Source organism: Novosphingobium sp. BL-A-41-Hi4A-0G (assembly GCF_055521735.1).
The window spans coordinates 2,878,346-2,899,561 of record NZ_CM145501.1 but is presented as its reverse complement, the minus strand read 5'-3'; the positions used below and the strand labels follow the sequence as shown (position 1 = coordinate 2,899,561).

Sequence of the window (21,216 nt, the reverse complement as noted above, 5' to 3'; positions counted from 1 at the left end):
GGAAACCACCCCATCGATCACGATACAGGAGTAAGCCGATGAAAGTTGCCGTGCTTGGAGCCAGCGGTCGCGCCGGATCGGAAATCACTGCCGAACTTGCCCGTCGTGGGCATGAGGTTCTTGCCATTGCGCGCAAGCCGGAGGCCATTGCGGCAGCGAGCGGCGTGACCGCAGTGGCGGGCGATGCTGCCGATCCGCAGGCGCTGGCCGGGCTGATCCGCGGCGTCGATGCGGTGATCAGCGCGCTGCACTTCGATGTGAGCGCCGCGACGTTGCTCTCGGCGCTCAAGGCCGCTGGCGTGCCGCGCCTGCTGGTGACGGGCGGGGCAGCAAGCCTTGAGGTCGCTCCCGGCAAGATCCTTTTCGACGCAATGCAGCTTCCCGAGGAATGGAAGCCCGCGATCCTTGGCGGTATCGTTTTCCTCAAGGACCTGCGCGAGGAGAGCGAGATCGACTGGACCTTCTTTTCGCCCGCCGCCTTCATCGAGGTCGGCCCGCGCACCGGCAAGTTCCGGCTTGGCACCGATCAGCTGGTGGTGGACGAGAAGGGCGAAAGCCGGATCAGTTTTGCCGACTATGCCATCGCGATGGTCGACGAGCTCGAGCAGCACCGCCACCCGCGCGCGCGGTTTACCGCAGCGTACTGATTGCGGTCAGGCGGGGCAGGCCTCGGCCATGATCGCGGCGTTCAGCGTTTCGGGCTCGACCGGCTCATACTGGTCGGCCCGATCCGCTGAAACGGCATTGCGGGCGAGCACGGTACCATCGGGCGCATAGTCGGTGGCGGCAGCGATGAGCACGCGGCGATGGGCGCAATCGTAGCGGAACAGGATCACCTTGCGACCGCTGTCGAGAGCCGAGGCATCGCTGAAATCAAAGCCCGCCCAGACCTGCCGGACCGGGAAGGCGCGGCCGCTTTCAGGGGCAAGCTCGCGCACCGATTCGGGGCGGACCAGCACTTGCGTGCGGTCCTGCGCCACGCCGATGACCTTCCAGTCGGCAGACCATCCTCTTGCCTCTCCAGCCGTGGCCACCTCGCCGGAGAAGCCGAGGAGCGCGAGCGGGAGCAGCAGGTTGCGGACTGGGGTCATCGGGTGGCTCCGGGATGCGTCGGTTAACGCCCTGATAACCACGCCGCGCCACTGCGCCAGTTAGGGGTTTTTCCTGAGTCCCGCGATGCGACAGCCCGTCAGTCGGCGGTTAACGCGGGCTCAGCGCGTCTCATGAATCTTGCGCGTACTCGTCCGCGCGGGCTTTGAAGCCTTGCGCGATCACGTACCATTCTGACGAATCCTTGCGGCTCGACGGCGGCTTGGCGTGCTTCACGGTGGTGAAGTTCTTCTTGAGGATCGTCAGCAGTTCGCCATCGGTGCCGCCAGCAAAGACCTTAGCGACGAAGGCCCCGCCCGGTGCCAGCGTCTGGATCGCGAAATCCACGGCTGTTTCGACCAGGCCCATCGTGCGCAAGTGGTCAGTCTGCTTGTGGCCGACGGTGTTGGCGGCCATGTCGGAGATGACGAGATCGGGCGGGCCGTCGAGCGCATCGGTCAGGGCCTGCGGAGCCTCGTCGGCCATGAAGTCCATCTCGAAGATGGTCACGCCCTCGATCGGGTCGGTCGGCAGCAGGTCGATCCCGACCACGGCGGCTGCGGGCGCCTTCTTGCGCACCACCTGACTCCAGCCGCCCGGCGCAATGCCGAGGTCGACGACGCGCTTTGCGCCTTTGAGCAGTCCGAACTTCTCGTCGAGGTCGATCAGCTTGAACGCCGCGCGGCTGCGCCAGCCTTCGGCCCGGGCCTGCTTGACGTAGGGATCGTTGAGCTGGCGCGAGAGCCAGCGCACCGACGAGGCGCTGCGGCCCTTGGCGGTCTTGAGCCGCTCGTTGGGGTTCTTTCCTGAGCGGCTCATGCTGCTTCCGTTCGTTTGGGGCTGCGCGGGTCGGGCCCGGTGGCCATGAGGCTGCGCAGGATGCCTTCGCGGATGCCGCGATCGGCAATTCCGAGCCGTTCGGCCGGCCAGATGTCGAGAATCGATTCGAGGATCGCGCAGCCGGCTACCACCAGATCGGAGCGCTCTCGCCCGATGCAGGGCAGGGCGATGCGCTCGGCCGGAGTCATGGTCGAAAGACGGCGACTGATGCCGCGCATCGAATCGGCCGGCACGACAAGGCCGTCGACCGCGCGACGGTCATACTGCGGCAGTTCGAGGTGGAGGCTGGCAAGCGTGGTTACCGTGCCGCTGGTGCCGAGCAGGCGGATGTGGCCTTCCTCGCGGCGGATATGGCGCATCGGGCTGACGCGTTCGGCAAAGTCGGCAAAGCCTTCGTCCACCCGGCGGCGCATTTCGGCATAGGCGACTGCGCGCGCATCGGGATCGTCGGCAATCGCGCCGATGCTCTCGGTCAGCGAGACGACGCCCCAGGGCACCGATTGCCAGTCGAGTATGCGCGGCACGGTCTCGCCGGTTTCGACCAGCACCATCTCGGTCGATCCGCCGCCGATGTCGAAGATCATCGCGGGGCCGGTGCCCTGTTCGAGCAGGATGTGGCAGCCGAGCACGGCAAGGCGTGCCTCTTCCTGCGCGGTGATGATGTTGAGGCGGATGCCGGTCTCGTCGCGCACGCGGTCGATGAAGGCCTGGCCGTTGCTGGCGCGGCGGCAGGCTTCGGTGGCGACCGAGCGGGCGAGGTGGACGTTGCGCTTGCGCAGTTTGTCGGCGCAGACGTGGAGTGCGGCGAGTGCGCGGTCCATCGCCTCGTCCGAAAGACGCCCTGTCTGGGCAAGGCCCTCACCGAGGCGGACGACGCGGCTGAAGGCATCGATCACCACGAAGTGCTCGCCCGAGGGCCGCGCGATCAGCAGTCGGCAGTTGTTGGTGCCAAGGTCGATCGCGGCATAGGCCTGACGATGGTGGGGAAGCGGCCTTTGCCAGCCCGAAGACCGTTCGTGCAGTTGAGGCGCAGCCGGACCGGGTGCCACTTCCGGCACCGCCTTGACGACTGCCTCCTGCGTGCCGCTGCCGCGTGTTGCGGGCGGACTGGTCGTGCCGGCGATCTTGGGCGGGACACTGTTCCCGGCTTTGCCGCGTGGCCTGCGGGGCTTCTTCCTTTGCCCCTTCTTGCTGCCTGCCGTCTTGCCGTTCTGGCGCGCGTCTTGCCCGTTTGCCGGCGGAATGGAACCCGCCATGACTCTTATTCGCTTATGTTTTCCCGCGCTGCCTGATGCTGCCGGGTACTTGCCCCTAATGCTAGCGATGCCGCGCCCTGCCCGCAAGGCCAGCGCCCAAAAATGCCGATAGACCCGCTTGACTAACGCTTGCCCGCCCCCTAGTTGCGCGCCTCACGTTGCCCCGTCGTCTAATGGTAAGACTACGGATTCTGATTCCGTCTATCGAGGTTCGAATCCTCGCGGGGCATCCATCACATCAGCGCTAACGATATGTTTTGCAGGGATTTTCCTGCAACACCTCTCGTGCCGTTCCCTCATTGGCTCCCACATTGCCCTGCAATCGGGGGGGATCGTGCCCGAACTGCGAGCCCGTAAATCGAAGCGCACACATTCCGGTCTAGCTGCTTGGAGTCTCGGCGGCTGAAATCAGGCTGTAGCCCGCACAAATCTGCGGTTTCTGAAAACACGAAAGCGCGCGTCGATCTGCAGTTGCAGTTTGAGTTCGAGGGGGCGAACGTGCTGCGCCTAGCCCCGCTGCCTCATGGTGGCCTATGCTTGCTGAGACGGGATTCGATAGGAGGCAGGATGCGAGAGCTATCCGAGCAAGAGATTGTGCGAATCCATCAGGACCATGTGAGGCGCTGCCTTGCCGAGGTCGAGAAGGCTGGCGCGGTCGCAGAGTTCATCAACATTGGCCCGCTCATCCCGGCCTGCAATGCGGCCCGCCCGTACCTTGGCAGTCGGTGCGCGCCTGGCGATGCGATCATGTCTCCGATCGATGGCTGCCCGTGGCCTGCGCTCTGCGCTTGCACCTATCGCGTGGCCGAGCCTGAGAGCCGCTGAGCGCATCAGCCTGTCGAGGTCATCCGCCTCCGTCAAAGCCCAGCCTTGCCTCTGTGCGGCCCTGTGGCTGGCACGGCGGGGATGGTCGAGGGCAAAACGCGGGTCCTACCTGCGGGATCTTCGGACCCAAAGCGCTTGGGAACCGCAAAAATCGCTCGGCCCCCCGATTTCTGGCAATGCTTCAGTTTCAAGTTTGACTTTGCAGGGCACCAAAAAGGCCCCCGGAGGGCACGTCCGAGAGCCTAGAGGGTAGAGGGGCGACTTTTTGGCCTAGTCGCCCCCCGAGCGCATGACGGGGGAAAGGAAATCCCGCCCGCGCTCTATTCGATCAGCCTACCGCCTTACGCGCGGCGATGCCCGCCATCAGCGCATAGGCTGAGGTATCTTCGGGCACACTGGCAAAGGTCGGAACGCTGCAAGCCACTGCCGGCCCCATGGCGCGAAGCGGCGAAAGCATTTCCGCGATGCTGTCCGGCGTCGGGATGACGTTGCGCCGATCGATCAGGCCTGAGGCCATCAGCCTTGCCAGTGCATCGCCCGTCACTTGTCGCTCCGAGCCGAATAGGCGTGATGCCGAGGTGATTGCGCTACAGGCGGCGAAGGCCTGCGCGATCGTGTCCGCGGCGGCGCGAGCGTCGGCCATGATTGCATCAAGGGCAGGACGAAGAATCGGGCCTAGTTTCTCCTGCGCCGCGCTCTTCAGCCTCGCCGCTTCTTCGTCGGCTTCCCGCGCCCGTTCCTGCAGTTCGCGAAGCCCCGCACGAAGGGCGCCCAGTTCCTCGCGCAAGTCGCGCTCCCTGACAAGGTTAGCGGTTGCCTCGCTGGCGTCGGCCTCGCCTAGCAGTGCGTCGGCGACGGCCACGGCGGCCCGCTTCTCGGCCATCCGGTCCTGCAGGAGGGCGGAAAGCTGCCCGGCCAGTTCGGTAATACGCCCTTCGGCTTTGCGCATGGCGAGGCCGAGGCGGTCCCCTTCAGCCGTGCATTCGGCGAGCGCCTGGTTCTCGTCCGAGAAGTCGAGCACGGCGAGGGCCTTTGCGGTTCGATCATAGATTGCGGTCATGCTGGTTAGCTCCTTCAATTCTTGTTGTGCATTCGAGCAATCACGCTTGCCCACGGGTCGCGCGCTTTTTCGGCCGGTTCTGTCGCTGCTACGGTCGGCGGCGAAGCGGTCACACCTGCCTTGAGGGCCTTCACGATCCCCGCGCCGGTCACGTTCGCGAATGCCGGGTCGGCGAGCATGAAAAGGGCCTGCTCGGCCTTTCCCTGCAATGCCCGGTCACGCTGCACTGCTTCTGCAACGATCTGTACGCGGTTGCGCGGCTTGTTGCTCGTGACGGCGGCGCGAGTGGTCGGCCTTGCTGCCCGCTTCTGGCGCGCGGCGGCCATAAGGGGACCTGCCTTCTTCGCTTCGGCCACCGTCATCAGGACACCGCCCAGCCGGGTCAGGCCTTTTGCCTTCAGTTGCTCTTTCAACATATTTTGTCCTTCGTTCTTGGAGTTCGGGCACGAATGAGGGTGCGTCACCAATAGCCACGCGCGGCAAGGAGCCCGGTGTAATCGCTGGCGGCATTGCTCTGCCCCGATGCCGCAATTTGCTGCTTGAGCGAGGCCACAAGGTTCGCGTTGATCCCTCCGAGGGCCGCAAGGAGCGCTTCGGTCTGGCTGTCGATCGCGGAAACGGTCGCCTGTTGCTGCGAGGCCAATTGAGAAAATGGGCTATCGCTTGCGGCGGCGGCGTCGGCCACGGACTGCTTGCCTGCAATCGCCTGGTCGGTCAGGGCTTGGATCTCGTCGGCCCGTGCGAAGAATGCCCCGGTCGAGCCGGAAATCTGCCGTTCGATCTCAAGGAGCGTCTGCGCGGCCTGCGAGAACGCGTCGAATGCAGTTGCATCCCCTGCCTTCACGCGGTCGGCCAACGGGTTGTAGATCGCAAGGGCCTGCGCCTGGCGGTCGCGGAGGCTGTAGAAGTCGCTTCCGGTAGTGAGATAGTCCTTGAGGCCCTTGAGGCTGCTGAGAATGCGGGAATTGGCCTGTTCCACGGCGTCCTTGCGCTTGATCCCGTAGAGTTCTTCAAGTTCCGCGTACTCGGCGGAGGAGGCGCCCGCTTCCTTGAAGATGTCGATGAGGCGGCCAAACTCGAGATTGAGCGCATCAATCGCCGAGCCCACCGGGTCCTTGATCTCTTTCAGGCTACGGAAAACGCCTTCGAAGGACAGGGCCTTGCGGAGTGCCGTGTCAATGTCACCGCCCGCCTTGAGCAAGCGTTGCGCTCCCTCGCGAATGCCTTTGATCGCTCCATCCTGCAGAGCGTTGAGCAAGGCAACGCGCATCGCTTCGGCTTCGTCCTTGCCGTTGTAAAGCAAGTCGGAGCCGCCACGCTTGGCAAAGGACTTGTCCGCAACTGCCGACGATCCAGAAGCCGAAACGCGTATCCAGCCGCTCGAGCGCTTGCCGATGCTGACGGCATAGTCCCCGATTGAGCCGCCCAACTGGTCCGCAATGTTAGCAAGCGCCGCCTGTATGCCGGTTCCGCTTGTGCGGGAGCTTGCGGTTAAGTCGCCGTTGTTTCCGCCTGCGCTTACGCCCCCGTTCGTGACAACCGCATATCCTTTCGAGACCTTGCTGAAAACTGAGCCCAGAGCGCCCCCGAGAAGGCCGCCCATGATCGAGCCCAACGGGCCCGCGAAGTCGCCGAGCTTCTTGAAAAGCTTGGGAGCCAGCTTCTTGAACGTCGCCTCCCCGAGCGCGCCGCCGATGCCTGCCCCGGTGATGGCCCCAGTGTTGTTGCCGTATGCGATGCCGCCGACTGCCGTACCGATGCCGGCGCCCTTCAGCATCTTGGCGAAGGTCCCCTTTTCGCCGAACGTTTTGTCGAGCACGCGGGAGAATTCGTCGCCCAACTGATGCACCATGCGGTTCCCGTTGCTGTCGACCGAGTGCCACGTCACACTGCCGAAAGCCTGCCCGAGGATGCCCGCCCGGCCGGGAAGCCCGCCGAGGTTCCCGCCTGACAGGGTGCCGAGAATGCGGCCGAGATTGCCAAGGGTCGAGCCCGCGCCGCCCATCTGGTCGAGAAGGCGAAGCGTGTCGGCCAGTTCCGTATTCCAGTCCGCTTGCGCCTGTGCGGCTGCCGTAAGCTTGCCCAGCGCTTCGGCCTGGCGCTCTGCAACGCCCTCCCAATACCGGCCCGTATCCTTGTCGACTTGGGCGCCAAGGGCCTTGCCTATCTCATTGTTGAAAGCTTCGGCCGCCTTGATCCCCGAATAGAAAGCGCGCTCCAGAGCGTTGGTGACTTCCTTCTGTTCTTTCGTCGCGCGGGTGTGATCCCCGGTCGCCTTGCTGCTTTTGCGCGCTGCTTCGGTCGCGGCGTTGCGGGTTTCCGTCGCGCGGGTCAGTTCGTTTCGGTACTCAGATTCAGAAATCTTACCTTCCTGCAACTGCCGATTGAGCCGATCGAGCGTCCGTTCGTATGCCCCGGTCGCCGCTGCGGTAGGGTCGAAGGATTCCGCCACGTTCTGCCGGATCTGCGCGCCACGCTTCAGACGAATGATCTCGTTAGCGTTGGCAATCGCAACGTTTTGCTTGGCGATCTCGGCGTCCAGTTCGCTCGCGCGGTTCATGTAGGATTGCATTGCAAGGCCAGCCGCGGGACCTGCCTGCCCGGTGTTCAGGCCATCGCGCGTCGCCGCAAGGGTTGCCTTCGTCGCTTCAAGTTGAGCAATGGCCGCTTTACGGGTTTCGATCGCCCGTTTGCGCATAGCGTTTGCTTTGTCCAAGTCGTCGGCAATGCTCGCTTGGGTCGACCGACTTTCGCGCACCGTGGCATCGTGGAGGTCATCGAGGGCTTTTGTTAGGTCCTCGGCTGCGCCCTTCTGCTTGTCGCTCGCATCCGCTGCTTCTGAATGCGCAAGTGCAAGCTGCCCGAGGATTGATCCTGCCGCGAGCAATGCCGCGCCCCAAGGGCCGCCCATGAAGCCGATAAAGCCCTTTGCCTCGCCTCGCATCAGGCCGATTGCCTGGATGATTTGCGGCGTCTGCTGGCTGAAGGCCATCAGCGCCATCTTGCCTGAGTTGGCTGAGGCGCCGGCCATGGCAAGCTGCGTTCCGAGGTCCGAGATTTGGTAGCCCAACTGTTGACTGCCGGCCCGCAATTGCGCTGCGCTCGCCTTCGCGTTGTCATTCGCGTTGGCAAGGCCCTTTGCCGAGATGCCGGCCCGATCCATGGCGGCCTGCAGTTTTTCGGCGGCGTCTGCCTGGGTCCGCGCCGCTTGTGCCGCTGCCGTCTCGGAGGTGGCCAGTTCCTTTGCCGCTGCGATCGAGAGGCGGGTCGCCTGGGAGAAGTCCCTTTCGGCGAGGGCGGCGGCCTTGGTAGCGTCTGCCAGTTGCCGGGCCACGGCCGCGCGCTGCTCTGCCACTGCGGCGGCCTGTCGAGCGCCTGCAACGTCAACGTCGATTCCGCCCGCTGCCGTTGCCCTGCCACTGAGAGCGGCATCGAGGTTGCGCCTGGCAGATGCCGAGAAGGTTTCCAGCTTTCCGAGTGCCGCCATAGTTACGCGGTCGACTTCGCTAGTCAGCGCGTTCTTGGCCGCCGATGGCATGGTGAAGGCCTTGACCATCTCGAATTGCGCGTCCGTGGAGAACTTGCCGAGGCGATCAGTGCTGGCCGCCGTGAGGTCGTTCACGGACTTGATAAACTGCGCCTTGGCTTCGTCGGCGCCTTGCGCCTGAAGTCGGATGAATGCCGGGAATGTGGGGGCCGTCATTTGGCGCTCCTTTCGAAAGCTTCGGAGAACAAGCGGGGGAGGTCCGCTTGCGCTGATTTGAGAATTGCGTTCACGTCGACGCGGGCGGCGCGGCTGGTTCTTGGGATCGCGACGAAGGCAATCAGCAACTCGCGCCGAACTTGCCCGCGCCTGGCTTGCCCGTTCTTCTTGAGGGAGCGAGCCGAGCCTTTCGCCCCGGTGAGTGAAACGCCCGCGCCCTGCACCGCCAAAAGCGGGTAGCCATTGATCGATTTGAGCATCACAAGCGGACCGATACGGCGATCAAGCCCGAGCGCATCCCAGTTGCCCGGCGTCACTCTCTGCCGTTTGCCCTTGGCGCCTGCCACTCGCTGCAAATCCGGTGTTGCGATCCAAAGCCAGCGCCCGCGCTTTGGGGTGATCTCAGCACCGCCCGTGTATGCTTCGATCGCGCCACGGGTCCGCTCGCTGCGGCTGCGCACGAATACCGCGCCTGACGCGCTCCAGCCGCCCGCTTCGCGACGGTGAATGCCGCGCCCACTGCTTAGGTCGCTTGCCGCGCTCAACCCGTTGCCCAGCCGCCCGAGCCCTGCGCCTTGCATCGCTTTGCGGATCGAGCCGAGCGCCTGCCGTGCCGCCTGGTCGGTCGCGGTCAATGCGGCCAACTCCAATCGGCGATCGATGCTCAGCCCGAACGCGCGGTACGGCCCGGCGAAGTTCGCTCTCTCAAATTTTGCTGCGAGTCTTGGCATGTCATTCCCTCCCAATGAGAGAGAAGGGAGACCTATAGGTATCTCCCTTTCTCTCTATAGGGGTGTGGGGGTATATGTTTCCCGCACCGTTTCCCGCGCTTCCCGCACGGTTTTCTGCGGTTTTCAGGCAGTGTTTCCCGCAAAGGGTCTGCGTTTCCCGCATCAGTGTTGCCCGCAATACTTTCAATGACTTAGCCATTTTCTGCGGACTCCCCGTTCGGCGTTTCCCGCAAACCCGGAATCCACTTGCGATCTGCACCTTTCCAGAGTTCGGCGCGTTCGATCCTGCCCAGCCGAAAGAGGCGGTCCATTGCCGCGGCGAGGCGTTCCTTCCCGATTTTCCGGCTCTCAGGCATGGCTGCGAAGATCTTGGGCGCGAAGTTCGCCCCGCTGCGTTCCGACACTGCGCGGCGCTGCCTGTTGCGCTCCCTCAGGCAAGCGAGGAACAAGGCGTTATCGTTCGCGGCGCGTACCGTTTCGTCATGTTCGCTGCGCTTGTCGGCGGGGAGGTCATCCTCACGAACGAATGCCCAGTTTGCCCAAGCGAAGGTGATTGCTTCGCCCTTCCTGGCATAGTTCGCCTTGGTGACTGTGAGAGTGCGCAAGTCCGTTTCCGGATCATGGGCGAGGGTGCATTGCGAGCGTACTGCATTTGCCCATGCGGTCGAGCCGCTGAAGCTGGAGCCGTTGCCCTTGCTCGTGTGACCGAAAAGTACGATCGCGGCCCCGTGCTGCGATGCCAGCCGATTGAGCAAGTTCGAGAAGCGCGTCACCTCGCCGCGGTCGTTCTCGTTGCCGGTGAAAAGGTGCGAGAGGTTGTCGAGGAAGGCGAGCCGGGCGCCCGTGCGCTGCATCAGCCGATCAAGGCGGCGATAAGTCTCAGCCGGGCGGATCGTACCGTCATGCTGAAACGTGCCGAGTTCGGGCGAGAGTTCGCCCCTGAGCGTGACAAGGTGCAGGCGGCCCGCCAGCTTCGCCATATCGAGCCCGAGGGCCTGGCAAATGTGCGCTTGGCGCCAGTGCAGCGCCTCTGCGTCATCCTCGCACGAAAGATAGATTGCCGGGCCTGCAATCACGTCGAGACCGATGCACCGAACGCCAGCCGCGGCGGCCGTGGCAAATTGCTGCCCGAGAAGAGACTTCCCTGCGCTGCCTGGCCCGGAAAGAAGGGTCACCTCGCCGAGAGGTGCAATCCGTTCGATCGCAAAAGCGGTCGGCTTCGCTTCCCGGCTGGCAAGCGCCGCTAGGTCTAGCGCGTTGAAAGTCTGACCGGCCAAAGGCGGCGAGGGTAGCGCGATCTCTGCCAGAGACGTTGCAGGATCTGCTGCGGCCTCCAGTGCTGCTGTCAGTTCGGCTTGGAAGCGGCGGCGCTCGGCACTCTCCACGATCAGCAAGGCGAGGTCTGCCGGATTGAGAAGCCCTTGCCCGTCGCCAGTGAGGCGAGCGAGGTAGGAGACGCCCCCGAGTTCCTTCAGGCCTTCGTCGCTTTCGAAATAGGGCTTGAGCGTTACCGGTGTGACCTTGCCACCTCTCCCGATCAGCGCGGCAGTTCGTTCGAAGATCCTCCCATGAATTGCCGCCTGAAAGTGGTCGGCCTTCAGGTCCCCGGCTGCAGCGAGCGTGCGATTATCGATGAGCAAGGCGCCAAGGAATGCCGCCTCGGCCTCCACGGTGGAGGGCAAGGATCCGGCGCGGCTGGTCGGGAATTGCGCGATAGTCGCCATAATCAGCCGGCCTCAGGTTCGCGCATGTCGAAGAACGGGAGGCGGCGGGTTTCCGACTGGTCGAGCGCGAATGCCAAGGCGTGCGCCTGGTCCCCGAACCAACGGCGACACGGCGAGCCCGAGCGGCCCCGTATGGTCACGCTCCACACCGTTACGCCCGCGCTTTCCAGCGCCTCCAATGTCACCGCCAGCCAATCGCCGGAACGCATTGGGGGAAGTTCGAAGGCCTTCATGCGGCGGCCTCTGCGGTGTAGTCCTTGTAGGGGATGCAAAGCACCACGGCGCACCATGCCGCCACTTCCCGCGCCTCCTCTGCTGTGGCGTAGTGCCTGGTCTGGAGGCGAAGCGGTCGGCCCTTTGTATCCCTGCCCATAACATCAAGGCGCGTACCGTTGGCGAGCGGGTGAAGTTCCACGGTTCCGCCTGCGATCGCGGGCGAGGTGTGAAATTTAAGGTAAGGTTCGGTGTCAGCCATGTGCGCCCCCCAAGGCGAGGGATGCGACGATCGCGGCGGCCTCAAGTGTCAGTCCGAACCGTGCGGCGATCAGTTGCGCCCGCCATCCTGCAGGCGTAGACGGTGCGAGGCTCCAAGGTTGGGCGGCCCCGGCTTTCGCGCGTCGGGGTCGTTCGAGGCCGGCCATGCTCAGGCCGCCTCGCCCTGCAGGAGCTTTATCAGGCTTGCGGCTGGGATGATCGTGCGACCGCCAACGCGGCGCGTTTCCAGCTTCCCGGCGTTGATGTAATTGTAGATGGTCGACTTCTTGAGGCTGGTCGCGTGAACCGCTTCTTTGACGCTGTACGCCAGCTTGGGCACTTCAAGGGTCATGGCACTTTCCTATCGGTTGCGTTTGAACCGGTATGGAAAGTGAGGGCTTATCGCCGGGCAGTCAGTCCCAAGCCGCTATGAGTGATTTAGGAGTCGTCACCCGCTGCGCGGAAGAGTTTGGCTAGGAGTTCTGCATCGCTCGCAGCGTCGGCCGCTACCTGCTTCAATGTACGATTTGGCGGCATAGTCTCACCGGTGGCTTCAAATCCAATGTACCGTTCCCGCAAGTCTTCGCGCGACCACTCGCCGTATTCTGTGCCTGGCGTCTGCATTAAAGCTATCCAAGCGTCGATATGGTTAGAATAGGTGATCGCATCCTTAACCTTGTTCACGCTACAATGAAATTCGCCTGATGCTGCTGCCTCTACGGCGGCCTCATAACTTCCGAATTGCCTTTGAGCCGCCTTAACCCAATCGGCAATACGCAAACGTTCCTTTCGCGTCTCGTAAGCCATGGCGCTCTTGCGAGACTTATTTGTCCCCTGAAAGGCCAATTCCGATCCTTGCATTAGGGGTTTCCCAGCTAGGGCGGCCGCCATCGCCTTTCGCACGAACCAGTGTATCGGTACGTCTGACGCTAGCAGGTCAGCAAGTGCTCTTTCTCGATCTACCCGCCAATTCCGGAGCGCGCGCAGGGCCTCCCGGTTTAGGTGATCATCCTCTGCGATCCATTCGCGGTCTGTCATTGGTGCACCAAAGGTGTGTCGCGGCTGGTCTCCCGGCCGCGCCGTAGTTGTCAGGCCGCTTGCAGTGCTTCGACGTGCCGGATGATCTCTTCGCGAAACTCCATTGCGATAACGAGCGAGGCCCCGGCGCGCTGCACTGTGTCTTTGGGCTCACCTTCGCAAAGGAGAGAAGCCTCTTCCGTGCGTTCGAACGCTTCCGAAAGCATGTGGTCGAGATAACCACAGAGTTGCTCCAACCGATCGAGTCTGGCTTTCGTGTCGACGGTCGGGGTAGTGGCTTGAGTGGTCATTGATTCGCCCTCCTGTGGCGGTTCGTGATCAGGGAGCGCGGGGACTGGTACGCCCCGTGCTCCCGCTTCATCGGGACAAGCCCGTTGATTTCATGCGGCCGCTGCCTTGATGGGGGTCACGTTCGCGGCTGGCTTGCCAGTCACAAATCCCGCCCATGCGGTCATGAGTTTGCGGCGAAGGTCCATAAGGTCGGATCTCAGATAGGCGCGTTCGGTTTCGGTCCCGACACTGTGGGCAAGCGCCATCTCAGCGACCATGGGAGGAATCGTCGGCATGATCTCTGCGGCCCAATCTCGGAAACTCGAGCGGAAGCCGTGCACCGTCACTTGCGCCTGTCCAGCCGTTCGGAGTGCCTTTGTAAGGGTCATGTCGGAAAGGGGTGCGTTGCCGCCCTTGCTGGGGAAAACGAGGCCCTTCCCGTCTCCGAGCGCCTTGGCCTTTCCAAGCACGGCGACGGCTTCAGGCGTGAGCGGAATAGCGTGCTCAACCTTCATTTTCATGATGGAGGCGGGACGGGTCCAAATCGCGGCATCAAGGTCGAATTGCTCCCAACGCGCATTGCGGACTTCGCCCGATCGCGCGGCGGTCAATATCGTGAAAATCAGAGCGAGGCGGCCCGGTGTGTCATCCTCGCTCATGAGCCCCTGCACCAATGCGGGAACGTCCTTGAACGGCATCGCGGCGAAGTGGCCAGTACGCCCATGCTTGGCGAGGCCCTTGCGGACTTCTTTTGCGTCGGGGAGGTCGGACTTCCTCCAGCCCTTAGACTTCGCGAAGCCGAGCACCTGATTTATGCGCACCCGGACCTTGCGCGCCATGACCGGCTTGTCGGTCCAGATGGAGGCGAGGGCATCGCGCACCATTGCGTGATCGATAACGTCGACACGCTCGCGGCCGATATGCGGGACAACATGTGTTTCCAATGATGCCTTGAATGCGGCGGCGTGCTTATCAACCCAGCCCTTCTTGAATTCGGCATGGGCGAGGTCGATCGCTTCGGCAAAGGTCGGGATCTGCCTGCGGTCCCTATCGCGCTCTGCAATCGGATCGAGGCCGGCATGAGCAATCTTGCGCAAGGCCGCTGCCTTCTCCCTCGCCTGTTTCAGAGAAAGGGAGCGCAAGAGCATGAGCGGTATCGCGCTGGTCGCCTCTTCCTCGCCCTTCTTGCTCTTTGGGGAGAGGTCGACCGAACCTAACCCTATGTCCTTGCGCTTCCCGTTCGAAACCACGCGCAAAAGCCAAGAGCGAGCCCCTGTCGGCTTCACGAGCAAATAGAGCCCTTCGCCATCGGCGTGCCGCCCTGGCTTCGCGCTCCTGACACTCTCCACGGTCAACTTGCCCATGCCAATGTTCCCTCATTCGTTCCCACACGTAACATTGGTTTCAGATGGAATGCAATGGAGAAAGTTGGAAGGAGATGCGCGCAAAGGCCCTGTATTCTTGGGGTTTGATGAGTTCCCTTGGGCGAGGATGGAAACTAGTTATAGTCCTCGCGGGGCATCCATTTTCCGGAAAACTTGCGGTTCACATGGTCCGTCTGCCAATCGGCTGGCGCGGGCGCGAAGTTTGGCGCGATCTACGCCGCCACAGGCGGTCAGCTTGCCAGTATGTCGATTGCGACAAGCGCCAGCACCGGGATGCCCCAGCAGATCGCCGCCAGACTGATGACGATCATGCATTTGACCCGAGTGGTGTATTCCGGCTGCGAGCAACTGCTCGCAGCGGCGCCCTGGGGGTACGATTCAGGCGACATGTCGCCAGTTCTTGTCCGGTGCACGAACTGGGTCAGGATCGGAGAATATAGGCGTAGCATATTACTGGCGTGATCAGAATAATGATCGCGCGAATGATCCTCAGAAGGTAAAACCAACCGCCTTGATAGCGGATGTATCTACGCACGCTATCAAGAGCGTACGAGAAGAGTTCTGATACTAACGAAAGTTTGGGTCTTTCTTTATGATCCAGTGACATGGCTTCGCTTTTGGCATTTCGGTTCTGATATCGTTCTGCATAGTTGATAAACGATTGCAACCATGGGTCCGGACAACGCTCGTGCAGCAGGACGCTGGTCAATGTCCCTCTGACGATCGGAAATCGGAGTCGGGCAATCGCAGCATCCCATGGCGGAACGCTGTCTTCGCAGCCGGAGTTTTATTAAAAATGGCTAAACTCCTTGGGTTTAGGCCGTCGCGCCAGCGGAAGACGGCGCCTGCTTAATCGCTTGCGTAATTGTCAATGGAATCAAAGCTAATCGCTCCCGACGAGGCTCAGGACATTCTCAATAGCCGAATGGACTACGCCGGATTTCGCTCATGACGCTGAAAATGCCCCGCGCCCCTTATCGAACCGCAGGCCCGCGAAGAGCGTGATCGTTTGCCGTCGCTCGACGGCGATGGTGCATCGAATCAAGGCCGCTCTGTAGTAATGCCGATCGGCGAGCGATAAGCGCCTGCTTATGCAAGGCTGCATAAGCGGTGCGGCAATGGTGAGGCGGGACTTTCGACAGCATTCTGCGGACATCGATCTTCTAGGAGATGTCCCGTGACCGAGCCTTCATCTACCCCTGCCACCAGCCGACCGGCACTGCGCTGGGATCCTGTCGTCAAGCTGACCCACTGGTCCGTGGTGGCCGCGATCATTGCCAATGCGCTGTTCACTGAGGAAGGCTCCGGCACGCATGTGTGGATCGGCTATGCGCTTGCGGCAATTCTAGCGCTGCGCCTGCTGTGGGGGTTGATTGGCCCTGCCGAGGCCCGCTTCGCCGCCTTTCCGCCAAGCCCCGGCCGTGCGTTGGCCCACTTGCGGGACATCCGGTCGGGCCGACATGTCGAGCACCGGTCGCACAACCCGCTTGGTGCGCTAATGGTCTATGCGATCTGGTCTTGCCTCGGCGCAGTGATCGCCAGCGGAATCGCTATGGCCGGACTGCCGGGACAGGTTCGCAATGAGCGTTCTGAAACCGTCGTTTCCGCGTCCGCCGAGATCGAGCGGGGCGAGGACGCTGAGGAACATGATGGCGATGAAGGTGGCGAAGGCGGCGAGGAAGAAGGTCCGCTGGGCGAGATCCATGAAGTGGCCGTCAATTTGCTCTACTTGCTGATCGCGCTGCACATCGCGGGCGTCGTGTTCGAGACGCGGCGGAGCGGGCGCGAGGTTGTTCTGGCGATGCTGCCCGGTCAGAGCTAATCGTCAGTCATGCAGCGCCGCCATCTGTCATTGCAACGCAAGGCCGCCGCCCTGACCATGGTGGTGGCCCTGCAGGCCGTGGCGGCGCTGTTCTTCATGCTGGACCTTGCCGGAGACTTGCTGGCCGAAGGCTTCGGCGCGCATCTTGCCGCCGAGAGCGCGGCGGTCGTGGCCCTGCTCGCCGGGGTCCTGATCGGAGCCTACCAGATCCGGACGCTGGTCTTGTCGGCCCGGCAGGACGAGGCTGCGGTGGCGATGGCGCGTGGTGTGGCTGCAGAACTGGTGCGGGTGCGTTTTGCCGAATGGAAACTGACGCCTGCGGAAGCTGACGTTGCCTTGTTTGCGCTCAAGGGTTGCGACGTGGCCGAGATTGCGGCGCTGCGCGGCGCTGCCAGCGGGACCGTTCGTGCGCAGCTCGCGCGGGTCTACGCCAAGGCGGGAGTTGGTTCGCAGTCTGCCTTGCTAGGCGCGTTCCTCGAAGACCTGATTGATCCCGCGCTTCACGCCACGCAAGCTTCGGAGACAGACGTATGAGACCGCATCGCGAATCGCATCTCGTTGCCCGGATCGGCTGGCTGCGCGCGGCCGTGCTCGGGGCGAACGACGGCATCGTCTCGACCGCGAGCCTGATCCTTGGCGTTGCCGCATCCGGAGCGGACCGGGCGGCGATTCTTGTCGCAGGCGTGGCGGGGCTGGTGGCAGGCGCGATGTCCATGGCGGCGGGCGAGTATGTTTCGGTCAGCTCGCAGTCCGATACCGAACAGGCAGACCTTGCGCGCGAACGCGGCGAACTGGAAGCGGGACCGGAGGCCGAACTCGACGAACTGGCGAAGATCTACATGGAGCGCGGCCTCGACGAGGAGACCGCGCGCAAGGCAGCACAGCAGATGATGGCGCACGATGCCATCGGCACTCATGCGCGCGACGAGCTCCATATCACTGAGATCACCACGGCCCGCCCGGTACTCGCAGGGCTAACTTCGGCCGGGACGTTTACGGTGGGCGCTGCCCTGCCGCTGCTGCTGGCGGCGGTCCTGCCGATGGCGCTGATCGTGGCGGGAGAAGCCGTTGGCTCGATCCTGTTTCTGGCGCTGCTCGGGGCCATAGGCGCGAGGGCCGGAGGATCGGCCATGCTGAGGCCGGTGCTGCGCGTGGTGTTCTGGGGCGCTCTGGCCATGGCGATGACTGCGGGGATTGGGCGGCTGTTCGGGACCACGGTGGCATAGGGGATCTGAGCCTCTTGCGCTTTTTGCAGTCCGGCCCGACGTAAGGGAGCATGACTGAAGAAGAAAAGCAGCACGAGCTGACCAAGCGCAAGTTCTACAAGGCCGAGCAGGAAGCCGGTTTCGTCGAGAACCACCCGAGGACCACCCCACAGCAGCAGGACCCGGCCTATCGGCTGGCTTTCCGCGATACGGATTTTCTCCTGCGCGAGGAGCTGCGGCCGGTGCGGTTCCAGTTGGAGCTGCTGAAGCCCGAAATGCTGCTGGATGAAGCGCAGATCGGATCGACGCTGGTGGTCTACGGCTCGGCGCGCATTCCCTCGCCCGAAATGGCTGAAGCAGCGCTCGCGGCAGGCACCACGCCCGAGCGCAAGGCGGTGATCGAGAGCCTTGTCGCCAAGGCGAAATACTATGACGAAGCGCGCAAGCTTGCCCGGCTTGCCAGCAGTTGCGGTATCGTCGAGGACGGCAAGCGGCAGTTCGTGATCTGCTCGGGCGGCGGGCCTTCGATCATGGAAGCCGCCAATCGCGGCGCTGAGGAGGCGGGCGCCGAATCCATCGGGCTCAACATCGTCCTGCCGCATGAGCAGGCGCCCAACGCGCACGTCACGCCGCACCTGTCGTTCCAGTTCCACTACTTTGCGCTGAGGAAGATGCACTTCCTGCTGCGCGCCCGCGCCGTGGCGGTGTTCCCCGGCGGGTTCGGCACCTTCGACGAGTTCTTCGAACTGCTGACGCTGGTCCAGACCGGCAAGATGAAGCCGATCCCGATCCTGCTGTTCGGGGGCGACTACTGGAACCGCGTGATCAACTTCAAGGCTCTGGCCGAGGAAGGCGTGATCAACTTCGAGGACCTCGAGCTGTTCACGCCGGTCGAGACGGCGGACGAGGCCTGGGCGCACATCGTCAAGTTCTACGATCTCGATTGCTGATGGCCAGGTGCCTGACAAGATGATCCGGACTGCGCGGCTGATCCTGCGCCCCGTGCGCCCCGAGGAGGACCTCGGGGCGATGCACGCGATCATGTGCCAGCCGCGTGCGATGGCGTACTGGTCGACACCGCCGCATGACAGCAAGGCGCAGACGGCCGAATGGCTGACCAATATGGCCGCAATCCAGCCGTGCGAGGGCGAGGACTTCATCGTCGAACTTGAAGGCCGTGTGATCGGCAAGGCGGGCTTCTACCGCTTTCCCGACATCGGCTACATGCTCGATCCGGCGGTCTGGGGGCAGGGCCTCGCGCGCGAGGCGGTTGGCGCTGTGGTCGAGCGCGGCTTTGCCGTTCACAACCTGCAGCGCATCCAGGCCGATGTCGACCCGCGCAACAAGGCCTCGATGAAGCTGCTGGAGCGGCTTGGCTTTGCCGAGACGCACCGGCAGGAGCGGACCTGGCTGGTGGGTGAGGAGTGGTGTGACAGCGTCTATTTTGCGCTGACCCGCGAGCAATGGGATCAGCGCACCGCCTGATGGCCGAGCGGGCCATGGCCCTTGCCGAAGCCGGGCGCGGCAAGGAGGGCGGCGCGGACGAACTCGCGCGCGTCTTCCACCGCCTCGTCGAGCGATGCGCCGCTGGCGAGGAACGTCGCGATGGCGCTCGACATGGTGCAGCCGGTGCCGTGAGTGTGGCGCGTCTCGATACGCGGGGCGGTCCAGACGCGCTCAGGCTGCCCCGGCACGACCAGACGGTCGATCACATCAGGCCCCTGCGCGTCGCCGCCCTTGGCGATGTACGCGATGCCGCGTGCCTGCATCGCGGAGTCGCCGCCCAAAGCTTCGAGTTCGGGCACGTTGGGCGTGGTCAGCGTGGCGATCCGCATCAGGCGTTCGAAGGCGGCGACCGTCGCCGCATCGGCCAGCGCTGCGCCGCTTGTGGCGATCATCACCGGATCGAACACGATCGGCACTGACAGGCGTTCGAGACGGTCCGCGACCACGGCGGCGATTTCCGGTGAGCCCAGCATGCCGATCTTCACAGCATCGACACCCAGGTCGTTCACGCAGGCATCGATCTGTGCTGCGACCATGGCAGGATCGACCGGCACCACGGCGTGGACGCCAGTCGTGTCCTGCGCGGTCAGGGCGCAGATGGCGGTCATCGCATAGCCGCCGAGCATGGTGATGGTCTTGATGTCAGCCTGGATGCCTGCGCCGCCGCCGGAGTCCGAACCTGCGATAGAGAGGATACGCGGCGGGGCGTTCATCCCTTGAACTTGCGCTCGACTGAGGGCGGATGCTTGGCGTGGAGCGCCTTTGCCCGCGTCGGCCGGTCCATCAGTTCGCCGCCGCAGTTGGGGCAGCGATCATCCAGCCCCTCTGCACATTCCGCGCAGAAGGTGCATTCGAACGAGCAGATGAACGCACCGGGGGCTTCGGCCGGGAGATCGGTGCCGCAGCGTTCGCAATCGGGGCGCATTTCCAGCATCAGGCAGCCTTGCACACGGCGTTGCAGATCTGGTCCACCACCGCTTCGACCTCGCCCGCATCGTCGCCCTCGGCCATGACCCGGATTACCGGCTCGGTGCCCGACGGGCGGATGACCAGGCGACCCCTGCCTGCAAGGCGAGCCTCGGCATCGGCGATGGCTTCCTTGACCGTCTTGTGCTCGAGCGGCTTGCCACCTGCGAACCGGACATTCTTGAGCAGCTGCGGCACGGGATCGAACTGGTGCAGCAGTTCGCTTGCGGGCTTTCCGCCTGCAACCATTGCGGCAAGCACCTGCAGCGCCGCCACCGTCCCGTCGCCCGTCGTGGCATGGTCGGTCAGGATCATGTGGCCCGACTGCTCTCCGCCGACATTGAACCCGCCCTCGCGCATGCGTTCGAGCACATAACGGTCACCCACCGAGGTGCGTTCGAGCGTCAGGCCCTGACCATTGAGGCAGCGTTCGAGTCCGAGGTTGGACATGACCGTGGCCACCACCCCGCCGCCGCGCAGTTCCCCGCGTGCGGCAAGCTGCGTGCCGATCAGGGCCATGATCTGGTCGCCGTCCACGGTCTGGCTCTTCTCGTCGACGACGATCAGGCGGTCGGCGTCGCCATCGAGGGCAATGCCGATGTCGGCACGGGTTTCGCGCACCTTGGCCTTGATTGCGTCGAGGTGGGTCGAACCGACATTGAGGTTGATGTTCTTGCCATTGGGCTCGACGCCGATGGCGATGACCTCCGCGCCCAGCTCCCACAGGGCCGAAGGCGTGACGTTGTAGGCCGCGCCATTGGCACAGTCGATCACGATGCGCAGACCATCGAGGCGCACATTGTCGGGCAGGCTGGCCTTGACCGCGTGGATGTAGCGGCCGCGTGCATCTTCGATGCGGCGGGCGCGACCGACTTGCGTGGCATCGGCAAGAGGAAGGTCCTGCACCAGCATGGCCTCGATGGCGAGCTCAGCGTCGTCCGAGAGCTTGAAGCCGTCCGGGCCGAACAGCTTGATGCCATTGTCCTCGAACGGGTTGTGGCTGGCCGAGATCATCACGCCAAGATCGGCGCGCATCGAGCGGGTGAGCATGGCGACGGCAGGCGTCGGCATCGGCCCAAGCAGCACGACGTCCATGCCCACGGAGGTGAACCCGGCGACCATCGCGCTTTCCATCATGTAGCCGGAAAGGCGGGTGTCCTTGCCGATCACCACGCGATGGCGGTGGTCACCGCGCTGGAAATAGGTGCCGGCGGCCTGGCCAACCTTCATTGCGGTGGCGGCAGTCATAACGCCGGCATTGGTCCGGCCCCGGATACCGTCGGTGCCGAAGAACTTGCGTGCCATGAAACGTCCCGTGTTGA

25 protein-coding genes and 1 tRNA gene are annotated in these 21,216 nt (G+C 63.6%); 8 read left to right on the top strand and 18 right to left on the bottom strand.

Annotated elements, in window-relative coordinates:
- The first annotated feature begins 38 nt into the window (after positions 1-38).
- Entirely contained in the window at positions 39-647 is a 609-nt protein-coding gene (locus ACZ1JX_RS14020; protein ID WP_465124133.1) for an NAD(P)-dependent oxidoreductase, read from the top strand.
- Positions 648-653: 6 nt separating this feature from the next.
- On the opposite strand, the gene ACZ1JX_RS14015 is transcribed toward ACZ1JX_RS14020, so the two are convergent.
- The 3 genes from ACZ1JX_RS14015 to ACZ1JX_RS14005 form a co-directional block, all read right to left on the bottom strand.
- Positions 654-1,091: a surface-adhesin E family protein gene (locus ACZ1JX_RS14015; protein ID WP_465124132.1), complete on the bottom strand. Its 438-nt coding sequence runs from the start codon at positions 1,089-1,091 to the stop codon at positions 654-656.
- 130 nt (positions 1,092-1,221) lie between these two features.
- Positions 1,222-1,908 (bottom strand): RlmE family RNA methyltransferase, encoded by a 687-nt coding sequence (locus tag ACZ1JX_RS14010; RefSeq protein ID WP_465124131.1) that lies wholly within the window; start codon positions 1,906-1,908, stop codon positions 1,222-1,224.
- Positions 1,905-3,185 (bottom strand): Ppx/GppA phosphatase family protein, encoded by a 1,281-nt coding sequence (locus tag ACZ1JX_RS14005; protein WP_465124130.1) that lies wholly within the window; start codon positions 3,183-3,185, stop codon positions 1,905-1,907. The genes ACZ1JX_RS14010 and ACZ1JX_RS14005 overlap by 4 nt, the downstream gene beginning before the upstream one ends.
- Before the next feature lie 159 nt (positions 3,186-3,344).
- Between ACZ1JX_RS14005 and ACZ1JX_RS14000 the strand changes: the two genes are divergently transcribed.
- Together ACZ1JX_RS14000 and ACZ1JX_RS13995 are read left to right on the top strand one after the other, a co-directional pair.
- Positions 3,345-3,418: transfer RNA gene (locus ACZ1JX_RS14000), tRNA-Gln, on the top strand.
- Between the two features lie 334 nt (positions 3,419-3,752).
- Positions 3,753-4,010, top strand: a complete 258-nt coding sequence (locus ACZ1JX_RS13995; RefSeq protein ID WP_465124129.1) for a hypothetical protein — start codon at positions 3,753-3,755, stop codon at positions 4,008-4,010.
- Between the two features lie 328 nt (positions 4,011-4,338).
- Here ACZ1JX_RS13995 and ACZ1JX_RS13990 read toward each other — a convergent pair whose 3' ends face one another.
- The 12 genes from ACZ1JX_RS13990 to ACZ1JX_RS13935 all read right to left on the bottom strand — a co-directional run bounded on the left by ACZ1JX_RS13990 (position 4,339) and on the right by ACZ1JX_RS13935 (position 14,784).
- Positions 4,339-5,070: a hypothetical protein gene (locus ACZ1JX_RS13990; RefSeq protein ID WP_465124128.1), complete on the bottom strand. Its 732-nt coding sequence runs from the start codon at positions 5,068-5,070 to the stop codon at positions 4,339-4,341.
- A gap of 14 nt (positions 5,071-5,084) precedes the next feature.
- Positions 5,085-5,537, bottom strand: coding sequence for a hypothetical protein (locus ACZ1JX_RS13985; RefSeq protein ID WP_465124127.1), 453 nt, complete (start codon positions 5,535-5,537; stop codon positions 5,085-5,087).
- Entirely contained in the window at positions 5,531-8,425 is a 2,895-nt protein-coding gene (locus ACZ1JX_RS13980; RefSeq protein WP_465124126.1) for a hypothetical protein, read from the bottom strand. The genes ACZ1JX_RS13985 and ACZ1JX_RS13980 overlap by 7 nt, the downstream gene beginning before the upstream one ends.
- A 344-nt stretch (positions 8,426-8,769) precedes the next feature.
- Complete coding sequence (locus ACZ1JX_RS13975; protein WP_465124125.1) at positions 8,770-9,519, bottom strand: hypothetical protein; 750 nt, start codon at positions 9,517-9,519, stop codon at positions 8,770-8,772.
- Between the two features lie 176 nt (positions 9,520-9,695).
- Positions 9,696-11,228 (bottom strand): AAA family ATPase, encoded by a 1,533-nt coding sequence (locus ACZ1JX_RS13970; RefSeq protein ID WP_465124124.1) that lies wholly within the window; start codon positions 11,226-11,228, stop codon positions 9,696-9,698.
- A gap of 2 nt (positions 11,229-11,230) precedes the next feature.
- Positions 11,231-11,437, bottom strand: a complete 207-nt coding sequence (locus tag ACZ1JX_RS13965) for a hypothetical protein (protein WP_465124123.1) — start codon at positions 11,435-11,437, stop codon at positions 11,231-11,233.
- Positions 11,438-11,457: 20 nt separating this feature from the next.
- Positions 11,458-11,703, bottom strand: coding sequence for a hypothetical protein (locus ACZ1JX_RS13960; RefSeq protein WP_465124122.1), 246 nt, complete (start codon positions 11,701-11,703; stop codon positions 11,458-11,460).
- A 168-nt stretch (positions 11,704-11,871) separates the two neighbouring features.
- Positions 11,872-12,054 carry a helix-turn-helix domain-containing protein gene (locus tag ACZ1JX_RS13955; RefSeq protein WP_465124121.1) on the bottom strand — a complete coding sequence of 61 codons (183 nt, stop codon included), beginning with the start codon at positions 12,052-12,054 and terminating at the stop codon, positions 11,872-11,874.
- Between the two features lie 86 nt (positions 12,055-12,140).
- Complete coding sequence (locus tag ACZ1JX_RS13950; protein ID WP_465124120.1) at positions 12,141-12,509, bottom strand: hypothetical protein; 369 nt, start codon at positions 12,507-12,509, stop codon at positions 12,141-12,143.
- Between the two features lie 281 nt (positions 12,510-12,790).
- Positions 12,791-13,030 carry a hypothetical protein gene (locus ACZ1JX_RS13945; protein WP_465124119.1) on the bottom strand — a complete coding sequence of 80 codons (240 nt, stop codon included), beginning with the start codon at positions 13,028-13,030 and terminating at the stop codon, positions 12,791-12,793.
- Positions 13,031-13,120: 90 nt separating this feature from the next.
- Positions 13,121-14,374 carry a tyrosine-type recombinase/integrase gene (locus tag ACZ1JX_RS13940; protein WP_465124118.1) on the bottom strand — a complete coding sequence of 418 codons (1,254 nt, stop codon included), beginning with the start codon at positions 14,372-14,374 and terminating at the stop codon, positions 13,121-13,123.
- A 251-nt stretch (positions 14,375-14,625) separates the two neighbouring features.
- On the bottom strand, positions 14,626-14,784 hold the full coding sequence (locus ACZ1JX_RS13935; RefSeq protein ID WP_465124117.1) for a hypothetical protein: 159 nt from the start codon (positions 14,782-14,784) through the stop codon (positions 14,626-14,628).
- Positions 14,785-15,572: 788 nt separating this feature from the next.
- On the opposite strand from ACZ1JX_RS13935, the gene ACZ1JX_RS13930 reads away from it, so the two are divergent.
- The 5 genes from ACZ1JX_RS13930 to ACZ1JX_RS13910 are packed head-to-tail and all read left to right on the top strand — an operon-like array spanning position 15,573 to position 18,907.
- Positions 15,573-16,217, top strand: coding sequence for a cytochrome b/b6 domain-containing protein (locus tag ACZ1JX_RS13930; RefSeq protein ID WP_465124116.1), 645 nt, complete (start codon positions 15,573-15,575; stop codon positions 16,215-16,217).
- A gap of 9 nt (positions 16,218-16,226) precedes the next feature.
- Entirely contained in the window at positions 16,227-16,751 is a 525-nt protein-coding gene (locus tag ACZ1JX_RS13925; protein WP_465124115.1) for a helix-turn-helix transcriptional regulator, read from the top strand.
- Complete coding sequence (locus ACZ1JX_RS13920) at positions 16,748-17,443, top strand: VIT1/CCC1 transporter family protein (protein WP_465124114.1); 696 nt, start codon at positions 16,748-16,750, stop codon at positions 17,441-17,443. Before ACZ1JX_RS13925 ends, ACZ1JX_RS13920 begins: the two co-directional genes overlap by 4 nt.
- A 50-nt stretch (positions 17,444-17,493) precedes the next feature.
- Positions 17,494-18,372 (top strand): LOG family protein, encoded by an 879-nt coding sequence (locus ACZ1JX_RS13915; RefSeq protein WP_465124113.1) that lies wholly within the window; start codon positions 17,494-17,496, stop codon positions 18,370-18,372.
- Positions 18,373-18,379: 7 nt separating this feature from the next.
- Entirely contained in the window at positions 18,380-18,907 is a 528-nt protein-coding gene (locus ACZ1JX_RS13910) for a GNAT family N-acetyltransferase (RefSeq protein WP_465124112.1), read from the top strand.
- Here the strand turns inward: ACZ1JX_RS13910 and thiD are convergent.
- From thiD to glmM, 3 genes are read right to left on the bottom strand one after another with little or no spacing between them, the layout of a single operon-like run.
- Positions 18,892-19,641 (bottom strand): bifunctional hydroxymethylpyrimidine kinase/phosphomethylpyrimidine kinase, encoded by a 750-nt coding sequence (gene thiD / locus ACZ1JX_RS13905; RefSeq protein ID WP_465124111.1) that lies wholly within the window; start codon positions 19,639-19,641, stop codon positions 18,892-18,894. The genes ACZ1JX_RS13910 and thiD overlap by 16 nt on opposite strands.
- Entirely contained in the window at positions 19,638-19,862 is a 225-nt protein-coding gene (locus tag ACZ1JX_RS13900) for a DUF1272 domain-containing protein (RefSeq protein ID WP_465124110.1), read from the bottom strand. The genes thiD and ACZ1JX_RS13900 overlap by 4 nt, the downstream gene beginning before the upstream one ends.
- On the bottom strand, positions 19,862-21,199 hold the full coding sequence (gene glmM, locus ACZ1JX_RS13895) for a phosphoglucosamine mutase (RefSeq protein WP_465124109.1): 1,338 nt from the start codon (positions 21,197-21,199) through the stop codon (positions 19,862-19,864). The genes ACZ1JX_RS13900 and glmM overlap by 1 nt, the downstream gene beginning before the upstream one ends.
- Positions 21,200-21,216: the final 17 nt, after the last annotated feature.

Excerpts from the sequence above, each read along its gene's own strand:
- ACZ1JX_RS14020 (WP_465124133.1), top strand. The coding sequence starts at position 39 with ATGAAAGTTGCCGTGCTTGGAGCCAGCGGTCGCGCCGGATCGGAAATC.
- ACZ1JX_RS14015 (WP_465124132.1), bottom strand. The coding sequence starts at position 1,091 with ATGACCCCAGTCCGCAACCTGCTGCTCCCGCTCGCGCTCCTCGGCTTC.
- ACZ1JX_RS14010 (WP_465124131.1), bottom strand. The coding sequence starts at position 1,908 with ATGAGCCGCTCAGGAAAGAACCCCAACGAGCGGCTCAAGACCGCCAAG.
- ACZ1JX_RS14005 (WP_465124130.1), bottom strand. The coding sequence starts at position 3,185 with ATGGCGGGTTCCATTCCGCCGGCAAACGGGCAAGACGCGCGCCAGAAC.
- ACZ1JX_RS13995 (WP_465124129.1), top strand. The coding sequence starts at position 3,753 with ATGCGAGAGCTATCCGAGCAAGAGATTGTGCGAATCCATCAGGACCAT.
- ACZ1JX_RS13990 (WP_465124128.1), bottom strand. The coding sequence starts at position 5,070 with ATGACCGCAATCTATGATCGAACCGCAAAGGCCCTCGCCGTGCTCGAC.
- ACZ1JX_RS13970 (WP_465124124.1), bottom strand. The coding sequence starts at position 11,228 with ATGGCGACTATCGCGCAATTCCCGACCAGCCGCGCCGGATCCTTGCCC.
- ACZ1JX_RS13965 (WP_465124123.1), bottom strand. The coding sequence starts at position 11,437 with ATGCGTTCCGGCGATTGGCTGGCGGTGACATTGGAGGCGCTGGAAAGC.
- ACZ1JX_RS13960 (WP_465124122.1), bottom strand. The coding sequence starts at position 11,703 with ATGGCTGACACCGAACCTTACCTTAAATTTCACACCTCGCCCGCGATC.
- ACZ1JX_RS13955 (WP_465124121.1), bottom strand. The coding sequence starts at position 12,054 with ATGACCCTTGAAGTGCCCAAGCTGGCGTACAGCGTCAAAGAAGCGGTT.
- ACZ1JX_RS13950 (WP_465124120.1), bottom strand. The coding sequence starts at position 12,509 with ATGGCTTACGAGACGCGAAAGGAACGTTTGCGTATTGCCGATTGGGTT.
- ACZ1JX_RS13945 (WP_465124119.1), bottom strand. The coding sequence starts at position 13,030 with ATGACCACTCAAGCCACTACCCCGACCGTCGACACGAAAGCCAGACTC.
- ACZ1JX_RS13940 (WP_465124118.1), bottom strand. The coding sequence starts at position 14,374 with ATGGGCAAGTTGACCGTGGAGAGTGTCAGGAGCGCGAAGCCAGGGCGG.
- ACZ1JX_RS13935 (WP_465124117.1), bottom strand. The coding sequence starts at position 14,784 with ATGTCGCCTGAATCGTACCCCCAGGGCGCCGCTGCGAGCAGTTGCTCG.
- ACZ1JX_RS13925 (WP_465124115.1), top strand. The coding sequence starts at position 16,227 with ATGCAGCGCCGCCATCTGTCATTGCAACGCAAGGCCGCCGCCCTGACC.
- ACZ1JX_RS13920 (WP_465124114.1), top strand. The coding sequence starts at position 16,748 with ATGAGACCGCATCGCGAATCGCATCTCGTTGCCCGGATCGGCTGGCTG.
- ACZ1JX_RS13915 (WP_465124113.1), top strand. The coding sequence starts at position 17,494 with ATGACTGAAGAAGAAAAGCAGCACGAGCTGACCAAGCGCAAGTTCTAC.
- thiD (WP_465124111.1), bottom strand. The coding sequence starts at position 19,641 with ATGAACGCCCCGCCGCGTATCCTCTCTATCGCAGGTTCGGACTCCGGC.
- ACZ1JX_RS13900 (WP_465124110.1), bottom strand. The coding sequence starts at position 19,862 with ATGCTGGAAATGCGCCCCGATTGCGAACGCTGCGGCACCGATCTCCCG.
- glmM (WP_465124109.1), bottom strand. The coding sequence starts at position 21,199 with ATGGCACGCAAGTTCTTCGGCACCGACGGTATCCGGGGCCGGACCAAT.